This window comes from Colwellia sp. SU-HH01172, assembly GCF_057553355.1.
In genome coordinates this window covers 390302-407839 of sequence record NZ_BAAJMB010000003.1, presented here as the reverse complement: position 1 = coordinate 407839, position 17538 = coordinate 390302, and the positions used below count along the sequence as shown (strand labels likewise).

The following is a 17538-nucleotide window of genomic DNA, read 5'->3' as shown; positions in this document are numbered from 1 at the left end:
TGATGTCACAAAAAACTCTCTTAATTTTATATTTATTGTTTGAGCTCGCTTAGCGTTAGTTTACTAGCCAGCGCAAGGATGGCTCAAATGTTAAAGTTAACGGCTGATGAGTGCAATTGTTATCTATTGTTTACCGATGATAGCAATCGTTGGTATAAGCTATTTGCAACTGGACCACTATGTACGCCTTTAGGTAAGGTAAGATGAAGTGGCACTTGAAAGCAATTTGCATGCTCAACGTTAAGTACTGCAATTTCTTCACTACGGTGCTTATCGACAATATGTTGCGGTAGTCGACAGTAGCCTAATCCTTGTTTTACCGCTTGCCACGCGTGATCGAAATTGTCGACCGTTATCCGTAAACTGGACTTTAGCCAGCCAGCATTTTGCTTATTTACTGCCCCTAAATCTCGAACGACAATTTGTCTATTGGCTTCTAAATCAGCCAAACAGAGCTCAGCCTTATTTGCCAAAGGATGATTTTTTGCAACAACAATGATCATATTTACTGCGCCGAAGAATTCTGAAGGGTAATTAGTGATAGGAATATTAATAATTGAAATATCAGCTTTTTCGTTTTCAACTGTACTGGTTGTTTTAGATAGTGAAGTTTCGACAATTTTCACTGAGGTAGTGGTGTTCTCAGCAAAAAACTGTCTTAATGGCTGATACAGCCAGTTTCGATCGCACAGATGATCAATAGCAACTGTAATTTCAGCTTCAAGCTCCTGTGCCAATTGATTGCTAATATCTTCTAAAATTCTTGCCTGTTCAATCATCGACTGTGCTCGTCGTAATAAAGACTTGCCATCATTAGTCAGTACCGCTCGCCGCTTTTCTATTTTTACTAATTCAACACCAAGTTGTTCTTCAAGTTTATCAATGGCATAAATTAAGGTGGTATGGCTTTTATTTAGTGCCAATGCCGCGGCTTGAATGCTACCCGCCTTGTCAACTTCAAGTAAGGTTAGCCATTGATTAAGCGTTGTTTTAAGTCTCATTGGTCTACTTTCTCCACATTTGACGGCAGTTTTATGAACTTTATTGTTAGTTTTTTCTAGGTATTATAGCAGTTATTGCAAAAAGGGAGTTACAACGCTTGGCGTTGATGCCTAATTTGTATTTGATGAAATTTAGGAGAATGATGATGAATAAATTATTACAGGTAGATTTTGATTACTCGGGACCATTTGGTGAAGAAATGGCAAATGCGCTAATTGGCTTAGCAGAATCAATAAATCACGAACCTGGCATGATATGGAAAATTTGGACAGAAAGTGAAAAAGCTAAATTGGGCGGTGGCATATACTTATTTGACAATGAAAGTTCAGCCCAAGCTTATCTTAAAATGCATACTGCAAGATTAAACGCTATGGGTATAAAAGACGTTAGAGGACAAATATTTGACGTCAATGTTCCGTTGTCAAATATAAACAAAGGGCCTATTAAATAAGGGGAAGCAAATTATGACGAATAAAGTATTTTTATCAGTGCATGGCATTATTTACTTTATATTTGCTTTTGCATTGTTTCTGATACCAGATGCTATTTGGCCAATGTATGGTGTGCAAATAAATGATCAATATGCTTATTTTTTATCACAACATACTAGTATCTTTTTAGGTGGAATCGCTTTAATTAGCTGGTTGTTAAGGGAAATAGAAACAGGACTAGTCGCGAAAAAATTATTTCTTGCCTTGCTCCTTACTAACCTTTTAGGGGCTGTGATAACGATATATGCCGGTATAACAGGTGTTTTTGTGGGCTTTGGTTGGACCGACCCTGCTTTTTTCACTTTACTATCGATAGTGAGTTATCGCCAATACTCAAAACAATAGCTTAGCAGGGCAATAAAATGGTTGCAGGAAACCGCCATTTTATTGCCTATTTTACTCTTTCTTAAAAGTTAAATTACTTTTTTATCAATCACTTCCATGATTATCTATGGTTGACCTAGGTTCAACTTTGCTCATTAAAGTTTTTACCGCTAAAAAAACTTCTCTATTGGGATAGCCGTCAGCAATTAACTGATGTTGTAGTTGAAATGAACGAATGGCTTGTCGACTTTTCGGCCCCCAAATACCGTCTGGTTCACCCGTTTCAAAGCCTAATGAATTAAGTTGGCTTTGTAAGTTTTTCATTTCGGCAACACTATAAGTTTGTACTGATTTATTTGTTAACAGTTCTACGCCTTTAGCGCCGACTAATTTATTCGCTAATATGCCGACGGATAGCGCATAACTTTTCGACAAGTTCCAAGTCATGATGACGTTGAAGTTTGGATAGAGTAAAAACGCAGGCCCTTGGTGCCCCGAAGGTAGGTAAAGTTCTGCTTGAATATCATAGTTAGATAGGGCTTTATTATCGGCTTGTTTAACCCCTAACTGTTGAAAGGTAGTTAAAGGGTAATATTGATCAAAGGCTACTTTTTCAAAGGCGAAGTTTTCTGGCATTTTAACTTCTCTACCCCAGCGCTCTTTACTTTGCCAACCTATTTGGTTTAGGTAATTGGCGGCTGTGGTTAAGGCATCAACCTCACTTTGCCAAATGTCGACTTTGCCATCGTTGTCGCCATCTACCGCATACTTTAAAAATGCTGTGGGCATAAATTGCATGTGGCCCATAGCGCCGGCCCAAGAGCCTTGCAGTTGTTCTACAACCACTTGTTTATTTTCAATTAAGGTGAATAAATTTAACAATTCAAGAGTGAAAAACTCGCTTCGGCGTTGATCGCAAGCTAATGTGGCTAGGGCATTAAGCACTGACATTTTACCTTTATGTTTGCCAAATACGGTTTCTAAGCCCCAAAATGACACTAAATATTGCCGTGGAATACCGTATTTTTTTTCTAATTTATCAAATAAAGCTTTATGTTGTTTTAGTTTTTCTCGACCAACACGAACGTGATACTTGGTAACCCGAGCCTTAATATATTGTTCAAAGGTTTGGGTAAATTCTGGCTGTTTTTTATCTAAGCTGATCACACGCTTAATAGGGGAGATATTACCAATAACGGACTCAGTAATATAAGGTGAGAATCCTGTGCTTGCTGCGCGCTGAGCTAAGTTGATTTTACACTGGTTAAAGTTTTCATCAGCAATTTCTGCATTGGCGAGCATCGGCAAAAAGGCAAAAATAATGATTGATTTTCGAGACTGAAAAATATTGGGTAATTGTTTAGCAACATATTTGCTAAGACGAGTAGTTGAAATCACAAATAAACATTCCTTGGTAAAGCTAAATTTAAAAAAAGGGATATTGATAATTACACCATGACTAAATTTTACATTGATAACAATCATTAAATTATCGTTTTGATAAATTAGCGGCTTTTAAGTAATTCAGCTTTCGGGGATGAGTCTTGATAGGTAATGAACTGAATTACTTGCAGAGTTAACGTCTAAGTGATTGAGTTAATTGCGTTAAATAAATGTTCTGGCAGAAGTCTGCATTTAGCGGTGTTTTGAGGTTATAATGATCCGTTCTCAACAAAACTTGAGAGCCATCACAGATGCCCCTCATCGTAGAAGTTTTACGTTGCGAGCAAGCTATAGTTTGTGAATGTGCTAAGACGTAGCAATAACGGGTTTTACAAGACCAAAACTAATAATAAGCCCGAGTAGTATGGTATGCAGATATTAGAAAAAGATTATCAAATCAACAGTGTTCGTAAGGCGATTGGCGCAGGGGGCAATGCAATTATTGCCCTACCTACGGGTGGCGGTAAGAGTATTTGTATCCTTAAATTGTGCCAAGCGATGTCTGATAAAAAGGTTGTTGTCAGCTTACGTAATGCCGCCTTGATCCCACAACTATTGCATACCCTCACCGTTAATGGCCTGTCTGTTAGTGTGGTTAAATCCGGCTACAAATATGTTGCTGGCGGTGATGTCACTTTGGTGATGGAGCAGTCATTTGCTCGACGAAAACACCTCAATATAGCCTGTGATGTGCTGCTACGTGATGAATACCATGTTGGCTGCATGGGCGGCGTTTATATCGCCATGCGCGAAGAACTAGCACCTGACTTGATTATCGGTTTGACTGCGACACCGATTGATAGATTAGGGGTTTATATTGATCAATCGATGATATTGATTGAAGAAACCACCACTAAAATGCTGATTGAAGCGGGCGAATTAGCCAAACCGGTTTACAAAGTACCTAGTTTATCGCAAGAAATTGATTATAGTGCCGTCAAAATGTACCGAGGCGACTTTAGTGTTTCTGGCTTAGATCTTATCTTGTTGGAACATTGCTCTTTAGTTGCCCAGCAGACTGTTGATGATGCGCTTTCGCAAGGTCGTAAGGTTATGTTGTTTGCCAATTCGATTAAGCATGTGGAGGCACTATCTAATGCTTTTGATTTACTCGGTGTTAAGCATGAGCGAGTTCATTCTAAACGTTCAATTGATGATAATGATGAAAGCATACGACGATATAAAGCCAACGAGGTTCGCTTAATCATTAATATGTCGATGTTGACCATTGGCTTTGATGACCCAGAAACAGACTGTGTTGTTTTAGCTCGACCGACTAAAATATTAAGGTTGTACTTGCAGATTATCGGCAGGTGTTTACGTGCTTCGAAAGGTAAAACTGATGCTTTGATTTTGGATTTGGCACAGTGTATTTCTACCCATGGTTTTGCTGAAGATTATCGAGACTTTACTCGTAAAACTGCTAAGTCTGCGGCGATAATGTCTGAAAGGTTAAGTGTGACTAATATCGGCCAGTTTGTTGATGGTGAGTTCAGCTATCATGAGTCAATTGAGCGTAAAATTGTTAAGAAAAAGCCGCCGGTTAAGCGTGTCAAATCCCGACCTAAGTTAGTGGTCAGTAAAGAGCATGTTGATAGAACGGCAAGCAAGAGAGCCGAAGCGTTACTCAGGCTAAATCCTAGAATGGAAAAACTTGTCAGTACTATTGAATTGGTTAATATTGTTTATGATCAGCAAAATGAAAGCTATAAGATGCTTGATGAGGAGGGTATGGTGAAGTTAGTTGCGCTTATTGGCTTTGCTTACAGTGACTCCTTGGTTGATAGCTGTACTAACTTAGTTGAGGCGCTGCATGATAAAAACCAATCAATTAAGGGCCTATTATTTAAGGTCAGTAATTTGATCACAACATTAGCCAAGAAAGACTTAGTCGGCTGAGCGTGAAGAGAAAAGGTGACTAAACGCTCCTTTTTGAGTCGTTAACCAAGTTGGTATAATTACAATATGAATGAAGCTGTACCCAATTGTCCTAAATGTAAATCAAGTTATGTTTACCCCGATCAGGCGTTACTGATTTGCCCTGAATGCGGGTTTGAGTGGAACCCATCAGACTTTGAAACTGAAGACATTGTTGAAGTTAAAGATGCTAACGGCACATTGCTTAGTGAAGGTGATAAAGTTACTGTCATTAAAGATTTAAAAATTAAAGCTAGCTCGCAAGTGATTAAAATTGGTACTAAGGCACTGATCAGGCGTATTAAAGATGCTAAAGATCACCAGCTTGATTGTAAAGTTGACGGTGTTGGCGAAATGATGGTGACCGCTAAATATGTAAAAAAAGCCTGAGTCAATACCAATTGGATTAAATTATTGCTCACCTGTGCTTGTTAAAATAGACCATGTCAGCGTTACTCTCAATCCTAATAGCTATTACTCGACAATTGCTCCTGCATTTTTCTACTTACGGGCATTCATGCCCTAATTAATCGAACATCTTGCCCTGAAATATTTTTTCTACGCACAGCAAGATCACAAACTTAATCAAACGGGTATAACTTTATTGCTTTTAAAACATAGAAAATTGCTTATGATAGTAAAATGTTTGCGTACAAGTGACTTTTGTAATGTTATTTTCACCAATAGTTCAGTTAGATAAAATCAAGCAACACAATCGAAATTCCTCCATTACCAAACTATTGCTACTTGCTTATAGCTTGCTGGTTTCCTCTTTTGCCTATGGTGTTGAAGTAGCTAAGGCGACTTCTGAAGAAGTAGTTCAAAACTCCCGTGTTGAGCTTCATATTGCTGACGCGGGTATACCCTGGGGTATGGCGTGGTTGCCGCAAGGTGATATGTTGTTCACTTTGCGTGCTGGTGAGCTAAAGCGCTTGAAAAGTGGCGAGAGTATTGCCGAGTCTATCTCTGGTTTGCCTAAAATAGCGACGGGCAGCCAAGGTGGATTGCTGGATATTATTTTACATCCCAATTACGCGAAAAACGGTTGGATATACTTATCTTACGCAAAATCTGATGGTCGAGGTAATAAAAGTACTGCGATAATGCGCGCTAAGCTAAGTGGTAATTTGTTAAGCGAGCAAGAAGATATTTATATTGCTAAAGCCTACAGTAATAAAGGGCAACATTTTGGTAGTCGCTTGGCTTTTGACAATCAAGGCTACTTGTATTTTTCGATAGGAGATCGAGGGCAAAGAGATATTAATCCACAAGATATTACTCGTGATGGCGGGAAAATTTATCGAATTCACGATGATGGTCGTATTCCTGTCGATAACCCATTTGTTAATAATGCTAATGCTAATGCTAAAAAAGCGATTTACTCATATGGTCATCGCAACCCACAGGGTATGGCAAAGCATCCTAAAACCGGTGAAATCTGGAGCCATGAGCATGGACCGCGTGGCGGTGATGAAGTTAATCTAATTGCTAAAGGTAAAAATTATGGTTGGCCGATCATTAGTTATGGTATCAATTACTCGGGCTCAAAGTTTACGGAATTAACTGAAAAACAAGGCATGGAGCAACCGCTATGGTATTGGGACCCTTCGATAGCGCCTTCAGGAATGGCGTTTGTTACTAGTGAAAAGTATCCTAATTGGCAGGGGAATATGCTGGTGGGATCGTTAAAGTTTGGTCAAGTTATTATGCTAACTTTGGATGATAATACTGTTGTTAAAGAAGAGGTTATTAAAAGTAATCTGACACGTGTGCGCAATATTAAACAAGGGCCTGATGGCTTTATTTATATCGCGGTCGATGGCAAGGGGATTTATCGGTTATTAGCTAACTAGTGGGAATAGAAATATTCTACTGTTTGATTGTTCATTTTAAAAGAGCCAGCTCAAGAGTAAGTTGGCTCGTAATTCTAAACTTTTAGATTAAAAACCTCTTTCATAAGATGCTTTTGCTGATACAGTTTCCCATGTGCCATCACTATACAATATGGTGGCTGAGCCAGTGTATGTTTTATACGCTCTAACAGTTATCGAACAAGACGTACCAGCTGTTCCACAGCTGCTAGTGTCTTCTCCCCAAATAACTGAATTAATTGAACCATTGGTTGCCGTAACGCGAAAGTTTGCAGTTGTTGACGACGCTGGGTTTAATGCAAAACAGCGATTCGAGGTATAATTATCATATGCTTGTGTATCGACATAACATTGCATTTCGGTAGCGGTTACCTGTGAAGTTGCAAATGATGAAGCTAACAATAAACCAACACTTAATAATCTTTTCATAATTCATCCTTAATTTAGATTTTATTTTTCCTTCCCAAACCGGGAAATTAATTATTAGCACTTAGGTGTATAGAAAACAACCAAAGAGAAAAATAAATAAGTATATGTTAATTATGAGGTTTGTATTGTTTGGTTTACGTTTTTTTTACAAATGAGTGTAAAGGCGAACTTTAACAGTCGTGAGAGGCCGGAACTCTACGCTATCATGTATTCTCTGGATTAATCGTAATCAAGTAACCTGCTTTACACTACCATATAAGAATTTTGGCTTATTCTTGTAAATAAACAAGAAACGATGAAGGTAGGTAAGTACTGACGCTTATGGCTGGTTAAGATTAAATTTTATCGATTTAAAAATCTTTCGACCTTGCTCAAGCTCAACGATATCTTTAAATTCAATTAACATGGAAAAGCGAAGTTTCCCCTTAACTTGGGGAATAAAGAGTGCCATTTTTTTATCTTGAAGCAATAGTTTGCCCTGATGGCCATCAATTAATATTGGCTCAGAAGTAGCACGGGTGAGCTCGCGAAATTGTGAGGAATACCAGCCTAAATCGTAGCTTAAGGTGATATTGTCATTGCTGAGTTGACCAGCAACAGAATCAATATTTTGTAGATTAGCAGCGACTAAACTTTCAGGGTGTTGAAAACATAATTGACTACTAGGACAAAGTTCAAGCCAAGTGCCGGTTTGGCCTTTGCTGGTTGAAGATATTATATATAGAGAGAAAAAAAACGCTAAAGTTAAAGTTGCTTTGCCAAGATTCATTTTAGTTCCATGGAACACCAACACCTGTTAGTACTTTACTACAACAAGTGTTGGGCTATGAAGTTTATTTTTAATTTCTTTTCACTGCATTTTTTAGGAGGAAAGTAAAAGAAAGTAAAAGCAAAATTAGTGTGCTGGGCTCTGGTACTGGTTGAGGCTGGCTAGCCGATGCAACAATAAGTACTGGGTTAATATCAATCCAAAAGTCTTGTCCGTCTGTTTGCACTAAGGGACTGTTACGAATTGTATTAACTTCACTGTCGGTTAATGTGGTGTTGTTATTTAATGAAGGGTTCATTAGAAAGCTGCCAATTAAGTGGTCTAACCCTAAGTTGTGGGCTAATTCATGTGCTAATAGTTCAGCGCCGAAACCACCTGCTGCAAAAGAAGACTCAACAACAAAATCATTACCTGGAGTTTCTCCACAGCCGACGAATCCAGTGTTTATAGAGCCACCACATGCACTGATAGTGTCAATGAAGTAAAAGTTAACCACGTTGAATGCGCCGACATGCAAATTGAATAATTGCGAAACTTCTGCGTCAGATGTGATATCTAAAAGGTCAGGAAATATTAGCTCTGAAGCTGACCCGATGCGAATATCAATTGGCATATTCCCAAAACTAGGCTGTGAAAATATCGCATCGAGATCCGTTTCATTGGTGGTAATAAAAGCTGCTTGCGCTTGAGATGCTGTAAAGAATAGGGTTGTTAAAATTAACACTTTTAATATGTTCACATTTATTCCTTTAAATTTATAATTGGTTTAATGCTATCTTTTTGATTTTAAGCATAAAATGAACCGCTTTTGTTTTATTTATTTAAAACAGATGCTTATCTTTTTTAGAATGTTACATCTATTTGAAAGTGTTAAATTTTATGACAATAAATATAATGTTGAGATTGATACTTTGATGGCCTAATTTGGCGTTATTATCAATATCAATAAAGCGTCACAGTTAGCGAACATTTGGGCGTTTTTCAGTTGTATTGGAAACTTGAAAACAAGTTTGTTTAAAAAACACCCATTTAAATGCAAGTTTAGATGGGGGTCTGCATTTTATTCCTGTATAATGCGCGGCCTTATTATGATGGCTGAGCAAATATTTAGTTTATATTTTACTTGGTTATCGAAATTTACAGTATTAACTATCCATTTAAAGCTATCCGTTAGCTATTACTAGTTAATGATTTTAGTTAACGGAATATAGGAAGACTTCTTTGATCACTACATCGAACATTACCATGCAATTTGGCGCTGAGCCTTTATTTGAAAACATCTCAGCTAAGTTTGGCAATGGCAACCGTTATGGTTTAATCGGCGCAAATGGCTGTGGTAAATCTACATTTATGAAGATTCTCAGCGGTGAGCTAACACCAAGCTCAGGTAATGTTTCAGTCAGCACAGGTAACAAAGTAAGTACCTTGGGCCAAGATCAATTTGCCTTTGAAGAATTCAACGTTATTGATACGGTGATCATGGGTGACATGCCGTTATGGAAAGTAAAACAAGAACGTGATGCTATCTACGCTCAAGCCGAAATGAGTGAAGCGGATGGCATGCGTGCTGGTGAGTTAGAAAGCGAATTTGCTGAAATGGACGGTTATACCGCAGAGAGCCGCGCCGGTGAAATCTTACTTGATGCAGGTATTGATGAGTCTTTCCATTATGGTTCAATGCAGCAAGTAGCTCCAGGTTGGAAGCTGCGGGTACTGTTGGCTCAAGCCTTATTTGCTAATCCAGATATTTTATTACTTGATGAGCCAACCAACAACTTGGATATTCATACCATTAGCTGGTTAGAAGGTGAGTTGAACAAACGTAAATGCACCATGATTATTATTTCGCATGATCGACACTTTCTTAACTCTGTTTGTACACATATGGCGGATATTGATTACGGTGAATTGCGTATATATCCAGGTAACTACGAGTTCTTTCTACAGCAATCTTCTTTGTTACGCGAACAGTTACTTGCCGGTAACACTAAAAAAGCGGAAGAAATTGCTGAGTTGCAAGATTTTGTAAACCGTTTTGGTGCTAATGCCTCAAAAGCAAAACAAGCGAGTTCACGTGCTAAAAAAATGGATAAAATTAAGCTAGATGAAGTTAAAGCTTCAAGTCGTATTACACCCAAAATTGCCTTTGCGCCGGGTAAAAAAATGCATCGTCAAGCATTAGAGCTTGAAAATTTGAGCCATGGTTTTGATGGTGAAGTGTTATTTGAAAAAGGCGAGTTATTGTTAGAGGCGGGCGCTAAATTAGCTATTATCGGCGAAAACGGTGTCGGTAAAACCACCTTGTTACGTTGTTTAATGAGTGAGCTAGAGCATACTGAAGGTGTGGTTAAGTGGTCTGAAAATGCCTCTATCGGTTATTGCCCACAAGACAGTGGTCACTTTTTTGATAATGACTTAACGTTAATGGAATGGATGTCACAATGGCGTCGACCTTGTCACAACGATTTAAGTGTTCGTGGTATGTTAGGTCGTATGTTATTTACCGATGACGACGCTAATAAAAAAGCCCGTAACTGTTCAGGTGGAGAGAAAAACCGCTTGTTATTTGGTATGTTAATGATGGGTGATGTCAATGTCTTGATTATGGATGAACCCACCAACCACATGGATATTGAAGCCATTGATGCCTTAAACAATGCCTTGAAAGACTTTGAAGGTACCTTGATATTTGTTAGTCATGACCGAGAATTTGTTTCAAGTTTGGCGAGCCGTATTATTGATATCAAAGATAAGAAGTTAGTGAACTTTCAAGGCTCATTAGATGAATACCTTGATAGCCAAATTGAAGTGAAGAAAATCGCTTAAGCCTGATTTATTCAAGCTGATTAATTTATCATGAAAGCCAGATACTGCTTTGTATCTGGCTTTTTTGTTAGTTAATGACCCACTATCGTAAAGCCGTTGGCGGTGGCATCAACAACTTGGCCATCACTATAGGTTACGGTGATTTCTTGGTTACTAAAGTTATACACCACGTAGCTTATGACACCATTTTTTTCAAACGCTAGTGCCGCCGGATGGTTTGCCGTTAAGGCACCCGTACCTGTTTTTAAATGCCCTAATTTACTGAAAGTGTGCAGCCAGTGATAAGTATGAGCCTTTGTTTCACCCGCTTCAGCATCGTAGCTGCTAACACTGTTATAATCAGTTATGGCTAAATCGGCGTTAGTCATAGCCCATAAGTTCCACCAAATATCACGCCATTGATCGTCAACTAAGCCTGAAGGTTTGTTGTTTGATGACTCACTCAATCCTAATGTTACGTAGTCTTCCATATAGTCAGCATGCAAACCAACGTGCAGTGTTAGTGGGTTTATTGGCAAACCTTGTATACCTAAAATATGGGCATAAGCGGCGCTGAACCAAGTTGAAAATACCGCACCATCGCCCCAAATAATTGAAGTGGTTATTTTGTCATAGCCTTCAGGAAAGTTGTTTTCAGTTTCACCAACGTTATTGTAATCATCAATATTGTTCCAATACTCCCAATAAGCTGCCGTGGTTGATGCATGTAAATACATGCCACGCTCTACTAAATCATTATTGTCGGTGATTAAGCCATAGAGAATAATTGCGCCATAGGCGTTGGCGGCTTCTGAAGTGGATTCATTATTATTGCCACGAGCAAAGTTGACTTTACCAGAAGCCCATGAAAAACCATTGGCGGGATCAAAGTTACGTAAATATGGAAACATGTCGTCATCTCTACCACCGGCATAATCTCGGATCAGCAATTCAATCATAGGGCCGTATTGTTCGTTACCACACCAGTTGGCGTCAGTACGACAAATTTCTGCGGCGGCGCGAATTAAATAGCCATAGTGGAAGTGATGATCGTTAAGTTGTTGATGACTCATAAATGACTCTTCTAATGCCAATAATGTCGACCACTCTTCATCATAGACAAAGTATTTATTGGTATCTAAATTACCCTCTGTTTCAGCAGTAAACCAGTCAGATAACTCAGCCTTTAGCCAGTTTCGCAGGGTCGTTGCTTCAGTTGTCATATCGATTGAATCGGCAATGGCAATTAATTCAGCAACTTTGCTGTAGTTTTTGCCTGACCAGTACGCGTCGGTATGGGTATTCCAAGACTCAGCCCCTTGTGCAATAAACTCTGTGATCTTAGCTTCTAAGGTTACTTGATCAAAAGTCGCATCAATTGAAGGGAGTGTCGGGAGTACGCCAACAAAGGGGAGTTGATAACTAAATTGTGCTGTTTCACTAAATTTGATGGTGCCGCGGGCACTTTTAATATGGTAAGTCGATGTTGTTTGCGTAGAGTTTTTCCAGTGTAATGGCTGCATACCGGCGATTGTTTCGACAGCTTCGCCTTGGCTATTTTGATAGCTATGGCTAACCGTAACGGTATTGGTGGTTTTATCAACTGAGTAGTCTATGGTGACACTGGCAACAACATTACGCGCTTTAGCGGCAAAGAAACTTGTTAAGGTATCTGATGGAACGCCATTTAGACTAGGAAGGTAGGTGAGAGTAAACTCTTTTGTGGCGTTGCTAACGGTTATTTCGTTACTGGTAATATTATCAAATGTCGTTGTCCCTTCGCCGGTAACTAAAAAATTATTGCTATTACCGGCAACGCTAGTCCAGATACCTAAACTATTACCTTGATTATAAAAGGTACCTTTTTCGCTGCCGTCATCACGTAAGGTGCGTATGACCATGTCACCGTCATAAACTTTAAAATATATGTAGGGAGAGCCATGGACAAAAGTCGCTTCCATCACCGCGGTGTCGTTATTTTGCCATTCTACCGTTACTGAGCCGTCACTGTGGTCTTTTAAATAGCCTTGTAAATTTGCATGCTGTGAATTGCCGACAGCGATGCCGTCAAACACTTCACTAAAAGGATCGGGAATAGGGTACAGGAAACCGTCTGTTGTGGTGGTTAACCCTGACGGAATTCCCATAACTCTAACACCACGCTCTGATATGCGTGCAGTCATTGGGTCTGGGGTAATATAGGCAGCGGTGTTAGCATCACCTATGGTCATTTCTCCCATAAATGGTACAGAGCCCCACCATTTATGCGTTGGCGTTGGCTTTGTCAATGCAGGACCGGTTAACTGCGGATGTAGCTTAGTTGGTGTACCTGTTGGAATACCTGTTGTGGTATCACAACCAGCTATTGCTGGCTCAACGATACCTGCGTTGTATATCCAGTTACCAAAGTCATAAACACAACGATAGCTTTCTGGATTGATGGCGTCGGAAATAGAGCCAGCACCGTAAGCGGTAATTTCATATGACTCAGGTACGGTTCCACCGTCATTAATTCCTGAAAAATGAATGTTATCTAGCTGGAATATGGTACTAGTTGCATCTGTTGCCCAAATGACTATACCAGTATTGATGCTTGATAAATTTAATCCTGCGTCAGCTAGCGTTGCTAAAGATATTTCAACGGTTTCCCAGCCGCTTTCACCTATGTTACCCAAGGCTTGGTCGCCAGAGGTACAAGGGTAAATGCAATCGAGTTTCATGGTGATTTTACTGTCACCACTAACAACCCTAATATCAAAGACCAATTTACCATCGGTGTGATTACTAAGGTTGATAACACTGCTGGTACTAATAAATAAACCTGCCACGTCACCAGCAGCACTATGGCTGATTTCAAGTACATCACCTCGTTCACTGTCATTAACCATTTGCCAGGCAATACTTGGACAACCTGCGCCACCGTCATTATTACATTCTGCCCAACCTATGGCAGAATCAAAGGCATTAATACCTCTGTCCCAAAGCGCGGCAACGGTGCCGTTTTCAAAAATACTTACTTGTGTGCTTGTTGTACTATCACCAACAATCACGGTTCTGGTTGCGGTGGCTTGATTACCTGCGTTGTCGATTGCAACATAAGTTAATGTATATGTTTGAGCGACATCACCAACAGTGCCTGATGTAGTAACAACAATGGCGCCATCAACAGTATCAATTGCAGTAGCGCCCGCATCGACATATTCAGCTCCTAAGGTGTGGTTGATAACAGTATCACCAATGATGTTAATAACGGGGGCGGTCGTATCTGCGACTATGATTGTTCGAGTTGCCGTTGCTGAATTTCCTGCCTTATCGGTCGCAGTGTAGGTGAGGGTATATACCCCCGCCTGCTCACCAACAGTGCCGTTAGTGGTGACTGTTAACGTACCGTCAATATTGTCTATTGCGGTGGCGCCAGCGTCAGCATAGATGGTACCTTGCTCATGCTCAATGTTTGCTAGGCCAGTTATAGTGATAACAGGCGCGACAGTATCGACAGGTACAGGAACATTATTGGTTGCATCTCCGGTGCTATTGCTGCCGCCTCCACCGCCACAGGCTTGCAGGGCTAGCGTAGTAAAAAGAAAAATAGTAATGGGTCGCCAGAGATTTAATGACATTGTGTTTCCTTTATTATTATGAATATTGAAAATCTAGCGATAGTTAAAGGCTAAATAATAGCCAGTTGCAATACAGAATAGGTGAAGCGGACTTTATTGATGGTGAATCGGTTAAAATGTCACTAGTTATGCTGACAAGAGCAACAGTTTGAATATATGGACAATCCTTAATTTGCCCGATTAATTTTATAGGCAGTTTTATTAACGGTTGTAGGTGGTCCATATATTTTCAATGCTTGAATAGGGAAAAAAATATAGTCGGTTGAAAAAGTTTTCTTCCTTTTTCTAGTTAATGCTGCACAGCAGGGAGCTTAGCCTTTCGCTCAGAAGATATTAGCTAGTAATGTGCAGTTATGTCGGTTGTTTTGCTTATCAACGTAACATCAAATTCGCCGATGATGGCAGGAGAAATATCGAGTTTTTCAAACCAAAAAAACAAACTTAAGCGTTGTTTTGAAGCTAAGTTACATTAGATTATTTGAGTAACTTTATGTCATGGTTTGTTATGACTTGTGGTTAGCTTACTTATGAATCTACTTATTAATTCTATTGATGTTATTTAAGGATAAGTAAGCGATGCATTAACCTTACAATAGTTAATGCAGAGGTAAAACATTATGTTAATACTAGCTTTTTGGAGTGTATTGAAATGGTACTTATAAAACTTTATAAACAACCCATACCAATATAGAGCTGACGTTTGGCTAAATCGCCTTGTATTTCTCGCCGACCGTGCATAACACGCTTATTATCAATAAGCACTAAGTCACCATCTTGCCATTGCACTTCATGGGTGAATCGTTCAGCGAGTACCGTTAATTCTTGCTTAAGCTGCGTTGATATTTCTTCGCCATTAGATAAGATAACTTTTGGTGCTTGATAGTTAAATGATGGCCCTAGAATCGCATTGGCAAAAGCTAATTTGCCGGAAAATGCCGCTTTGATGCAGGGGCTAATGGTTAAATGGTAAGTGAGGCTATCATCACTATTTACTATCGCTTGCTGGTTCGGAGCGAGGGCATTTAAATCACGTAAGTGCTGTTCATTGACTTCTGCACTAGTTGAAATAGCTGGATGTTGATCAGCAACATATTGTCGCCAAAGCTTTGAAGGTAATGTTCGTGAAACCGTGATAGGTTTTTCGAATAATGCTTTTAGTTCGCTCGACATATGCCGGTATATTTCCGCGCCATCGCAAACGGTTGTTTGTGAGCCACTAATTGCACTTTGTGCACTATAAAAAGCAACTAGATCAGGCGGTAAAGGCGTGTTGCCATTTTCAATATGTAATCCAACGGCTGCCGTACCAGCATTAACTTTTTGGGTGCTGTCATTACTGTACTCTCTTGCGGGGTCAAAGGTTAATTGTCGAGTTAATTTTTTTATCACTTGGCTAAAGCTGGTTAAGCTTATTTGAAAGTCACGTAGCAAAACCCAGCCTGACTCGGCTAAAGCTTGCTTGGCATTGTTTAATATCTCGGCTTCAAGAATTTCACTGTTATTGGTGTTTAATATAATATTGTTCATAACGCTGCTCTTTAACTAGAAAAGTGAATTAACTTGCAGTCAGTATTTAGCAGCAACCTTAAGAAACTCTTAACAAGAGCAAATAAAATTAATAGCGGCGAACCGGGAATTTTAAGCAAAAAAAAGCGTTTACTTAAAAAGTAAACGCATTATAAAAACATGAAACACTAAGGGAAATAAAAGCCTCTCGTATACTATGAGTGGTCAGTTTTAAATTAGTTCAAATTGTTTCTAAATTTTCTTCATAAAATTGATTTTGTTTTTTTTATTAGCCTAATAATAGTTATAACTTGATATTTCACCGCACTGCACGCACCTCTATATTAGGTTTATATAATTTACGGTGCTTTATAACGTTATGTTGTCTTATTTTTTTCCGATATTTATTGGCGTTATACTGATCACCTATATAGCTGGAAAGCCGTATTGGCGGAACCATAAACGTTCACTCATAAAACGTAAGCCCTTCAAAAAAGCATGGCGTAAAATTATTCAGCAACGCATGCCATACTTTCGAACAATGCCGGCAGATTTACAGTTACAATTAAAACAACATATTCAGGTGTTTTTAGCGGAGAAAGAGTTTGTTGGTTGCAATGGTGTTGTAATAACTGACGAAGTTAAAATTACTATTGCCGCACAAGCGTGTTTGCTACTGCTAAATAGAGAAACTAATTATTATCCCAAGTTAAAAACAATATTAGTGTATCCAAGTGCGTTTGTTAAAGAGCAGCAAAATAGTAATGCTGATGGTGTGCAGTTTTCTCAAAAAGTGGTGTTAGCAGGGGAGTCGTGGGATTTTGGCAAGGTGGTCTTATCATGGCAAGATACTCTTGATGGTGCGCAAATTCCTGACGATGGTCGTAATGTCGTTATTCATGAATTTGCCCATCAACTGGATCAAGAAAATGGCCCAGCTAATGGTGCGCCAATACTGGATAAACAGCATAGCTATCAATGTTGGTCAGAAGTTTTTTCAGCGCAATATGCTCTTTTGCAACAACAAGCTAGAGCTGGAGCGCCATCTTTATTTGATTATTATGGTGCCACCAATCCGGCTGAATTTTTTGCCGTGGCCAGTGAAGTATTCTTTGAACAATCCCAACAGCTAGCTAGAGAGTACCCAAAGCTCTATCGTCAATTAACACAGTATTACACTATAGACCCTTTGCATTGGTGATTGGTTTTGAAGATAATGCGAAGGCTAAAAAATGGACAAAAAAAAGCGTTTACTTAAAAAGTAAACGCATTATAAAAACATGAAACACTAAGGGAAATAAAAGCCTCTCGTATAGTAAGAGCAATGAAATAATAAAAAGTTCCTTAACCATGAATTTATT

The 17538-nt window shown here is 39.1% G+C and carries 14 protein-coding genes; 7 read left to right on the top strand and 7 right to left on the bottom strand.

Annotated elements, in window-relative coordinates; genetic code table 11:
• Positions 1 to 119: 119 nt before the first annotated feature.
• Entirely contained in the window at positions 120 to 1001 is an 882-nt protein-coding gene (locus tag AC27JP_RS11230; protein WP_487115048.1) for a LysR family transcriptional regulator, read from the bottom strand.
• Between the two features lie 143 nt (positions 1002 to 1144).
• On the opposite strand from AC27JP_RS11230, the gene AC27JP_RS11225 reads away from it, so the two are divergent.
• Complete coding sequence (locus tag AC27JP_RS11225; protein ID WP_487115047.1) at positions 1145 to 1453, top strand: monooxygenase; 309 nt, start codon at positions 1145 to 1147, stop codon at positions 1451 to 1453.
• 13 nt (positions 1454 to 1466) lie between these two features.
• Positions 1467 to 1838 (top strand): hypothetical protein, encoded by a 372-nt coding sequence (locus AC27JP_RS11220; RefSeq protein WP_487115045.1) that lies wholly within the window; start codon positions 1467 to 1469, stop codon positions 1836 to 1838.
• Positions 1839 to 1922: 84 nt separating this feature from the next.
• Here AC27JP_RS11220 and AC27JP_RS11215 read toward each other — a convergent pair whose 3' ends face one another.
• On the bottom strand, positions 1923 to 3215 hold the full coding sequence (locus AC27JP_RS11215) for a lytic murein transglycosylase (RefSeq protein ID WP_487115043.1): 1293 nt from the start codon (positions 3213 to 3215) through the stop codon (positions 1923 to 1925).
• A gap of 414 nt (positions 3216 to 3629) precedes the next feature.
• Here AC27JP_RS11215 and AC27JP_RS11210 point away from each other — a divergent pair, with 414 nt between their 5' ends.
• From AC27JP_RS11210 to AC27JP_RS11200, 3 genes are all read left to right on the top strand, one after another.
• Complete coding sequence (locus AC27JP_RS11210; protein WP_487115041.1) at positions 3630 to 5159, top strand: DEAD/DEAH box helicase; 1530 nt, start codon at positions 3630 to 3632, stop codon at positions 5157 to 5159.
• A gap of 66 nt (positions 5160 to 5225) precedes the next feature.
• Positions 5226 to 5567 (top strand): zinc ribbon domain-containing protein YjdM, encoded by a 342-nt coding sequence (locus AC27JP_RS11205; RefSeq protein WP_487115039.1) that lies wholly within the window; start codon positions 5226 to 5228, stop codon positions 5565 to 5567.
• Positions 5568 to 5845: 278 nt separating this feature from the next.
• Positions 5846 to 7030: a PQQ-dependent sugar dehydrogenase gene (locus AC27JP_RS11200; protein WP_487115037.1), complete on the top strand. Its 1185-nt coding sequence runs from the start codon at positions 5846 to 5848 to the stop codon at positions 7028 to 7030.
• Positions 7031 to 7117: 87 nt separating this feature from the next.
• Here AC27JP_RS11200 and AC27JP_RS11195 read toward each other — a convergent pair whose 3' ends face one another.
• The 3 genes from AC27JP_RS11195 to AC27JP_RS11185 all read right to left on the bottom strand — a co-directional run bounded on the left by AC27JP_RS11195 (position 7118) and on the right by AC27JP_RS11185 (position 8985).
• On the bottom strand, positions 7118 to 7477 hold the full coding sequence (locus AC27JP_RS11195; protein ID WP_487115036.1) for a hypothetical protein: 360 nt from the start codon (positions 7475 to 7477) through the stop codon (positions 7118 to 7120).
• Positions 7478 to 7796: 319 nt separating this feature from the next.
• Complete coding sequence (locus AC27JP_RS11190) at positions 7797 to 8246, bottom strand: hypothetical protein (RefSeq protein WP_487115034.1); 450 nt, start codon at positions 8244 to 8246, stop codon at positions 7797 to 7799.
• A 70-nt stretch (positions 8247 to 8316) separates the two neighbouring features.
• Positions 8317 to 8985: a PEP-CTERM sorting domain-containing protein gene (locus AC27JP_RS11185; protein WP_487115032.1), complete on the bottom strand. Its 669-nt coding sequence runs from the start codon at positions 8983 to 8985 to the stop codon at positions 8317 to 8319.
• A 482-nt stretch (positions 8986 to 9467) separates the two neighbouring features.
• Between AC27JP_RS11185 and AC27JP_RS11180 the strand changes: the two genes are divergently transcribed.
• Positions 9468 to 11072: an ABC-F family ATPase gene (locus tag AC27JP_RS11180; RefSeq protein WP_487115030.1), complete on the top strand. Its 1605-nt coding sequence runs from the start codon at positions 9468 to 9470 to the stop codon at positions 11070 to 11072.
• A 71-nt stretch (positions 11073 to 11143) separates the two neighbouring features.
• Here AC27JP_RS11180 and AC27JP_RS11175 read toward each other — a convergent pair whose 3' ends face one another.
• Positions 11144 to 14671, bottom strand: a complete 3528-nt coding sequence (locus AC27JP_RS11175; protein ID WP_487115028.1) for a glycosyl hydrolase — start codon at positions 14669 to 14671, stop codon at positions 11144 to 11146.
• 666 nt (positions 14672 to 15337) lie between these two features.
• Positions 15338 to 16198 (bottom strand): TauD/TfdA family dioxygenase, encoded by an 861-nt coding sequence (locus tag AC27JP_RS11170; RefSeq protein WP_487115026.1) that lies wholly within the window; start codon positions 16196 to 16198, stop codon positions 15338 to 15340.
• Between the two features lie 358 nt (positions 16199 to 16556).
• On the opposite strand from AC27JP_RS11170, the gene AC27JP_RS11165 reads away from it, so the two are divergent.
• Positions 16557 to 17378: a M90 family metallopeptidase gene (locus tag AC27JP_RS11165; protein ID WP_487115024.1), complete on the top strand. Its 822-nt coding sequence runs from the start codon at positions 16557 to 16559 to the stop codon at positions 17376 to 17378.
• Positions 17379 to 17538: the final 160 nt, after the last annotated feature.

Excerpts from the sequence above, each read along its gene's own strand:
- AC27JP_RS11195 (WP_487115036.1), bottom strand. The coding sequence starts at position 7,477 with ATGAAAAGATTATTAAGTGTTGGTTTATTGTTAGCTTCATCATTTGCA.
- AC27JP_RS11190 (WP_487115034.1), bottom strand. The coding sequence starts at position 8,246 with ATGAATCTTGGCAAAGCAACTTTAACTTTAGCGTTTTTTTTCTCTCTA.
- AC27JP_RS11200 (WP_487115037.1), top strand. The coding sequence starts at position 5,846 with ATGTTATTTTCACCAATAGTTCAGTTAGATAAAATCAAGCAACACAAT.
- AC27JP_RS11225 (WP_487115047.1), top strand. The coding sequence starts at position 1,145 with ATGATGAATAAATTATTACAGGTAGATTTTGATTACTCGGGACCATTT.
- AC27JP_RS11230 (WP_487115048.1), bottom strand. The coding sequence starts at position 1,001 with ATGAGACTTAAAACAACGCTTAATCAATGGCTAACCTTACTTGAAGTT.
- AC27JP_RS11210 (WP_487115041.1), top strand. The coding sequence starts at position 3,630 with ATGCAGATATTAGAAAAAGATTATCAAATCAACAGTGTTCGTAAGGCG.
- AC27JP_RS11205 (WP_487115039.1), top strand. The coding sequence starts at position 5,226 with ATGAATGAAGCTGTACCCAATTGTCCTAAATGTAAATCAAGTTATGTT.
- AC27JP_RS11220 (WP_487115045.1), top strand. The coding sequence starts at position 1,467 with ATGACGAATAAAGTATTTTTATCAGTGCATGGCATTATTTACTTTATA.
- AC27JP_RS11165 (WP_487115024.1), top strand. The coding sequence starts at position 16,557 with ATGTTGTCTTATTTTTTTCCGATATTTATTGGCGTTATACTGATCACC.
- AC27JP_RS11175 (WP_487115028.1), bottom strand. The coding sequence starts at position 14,671 with ATGTCATTAAATCTCTGGCGACCCATTACTATTTTTCTTTTTACTACG.
- AC27JP_RS11170 (WP_487115026.1), bottom strand. The coding sequence starts at position 16,198 with ATGAACAATATTATATTAAACACCAATAACAGTGAAATTCTTGAAGCC.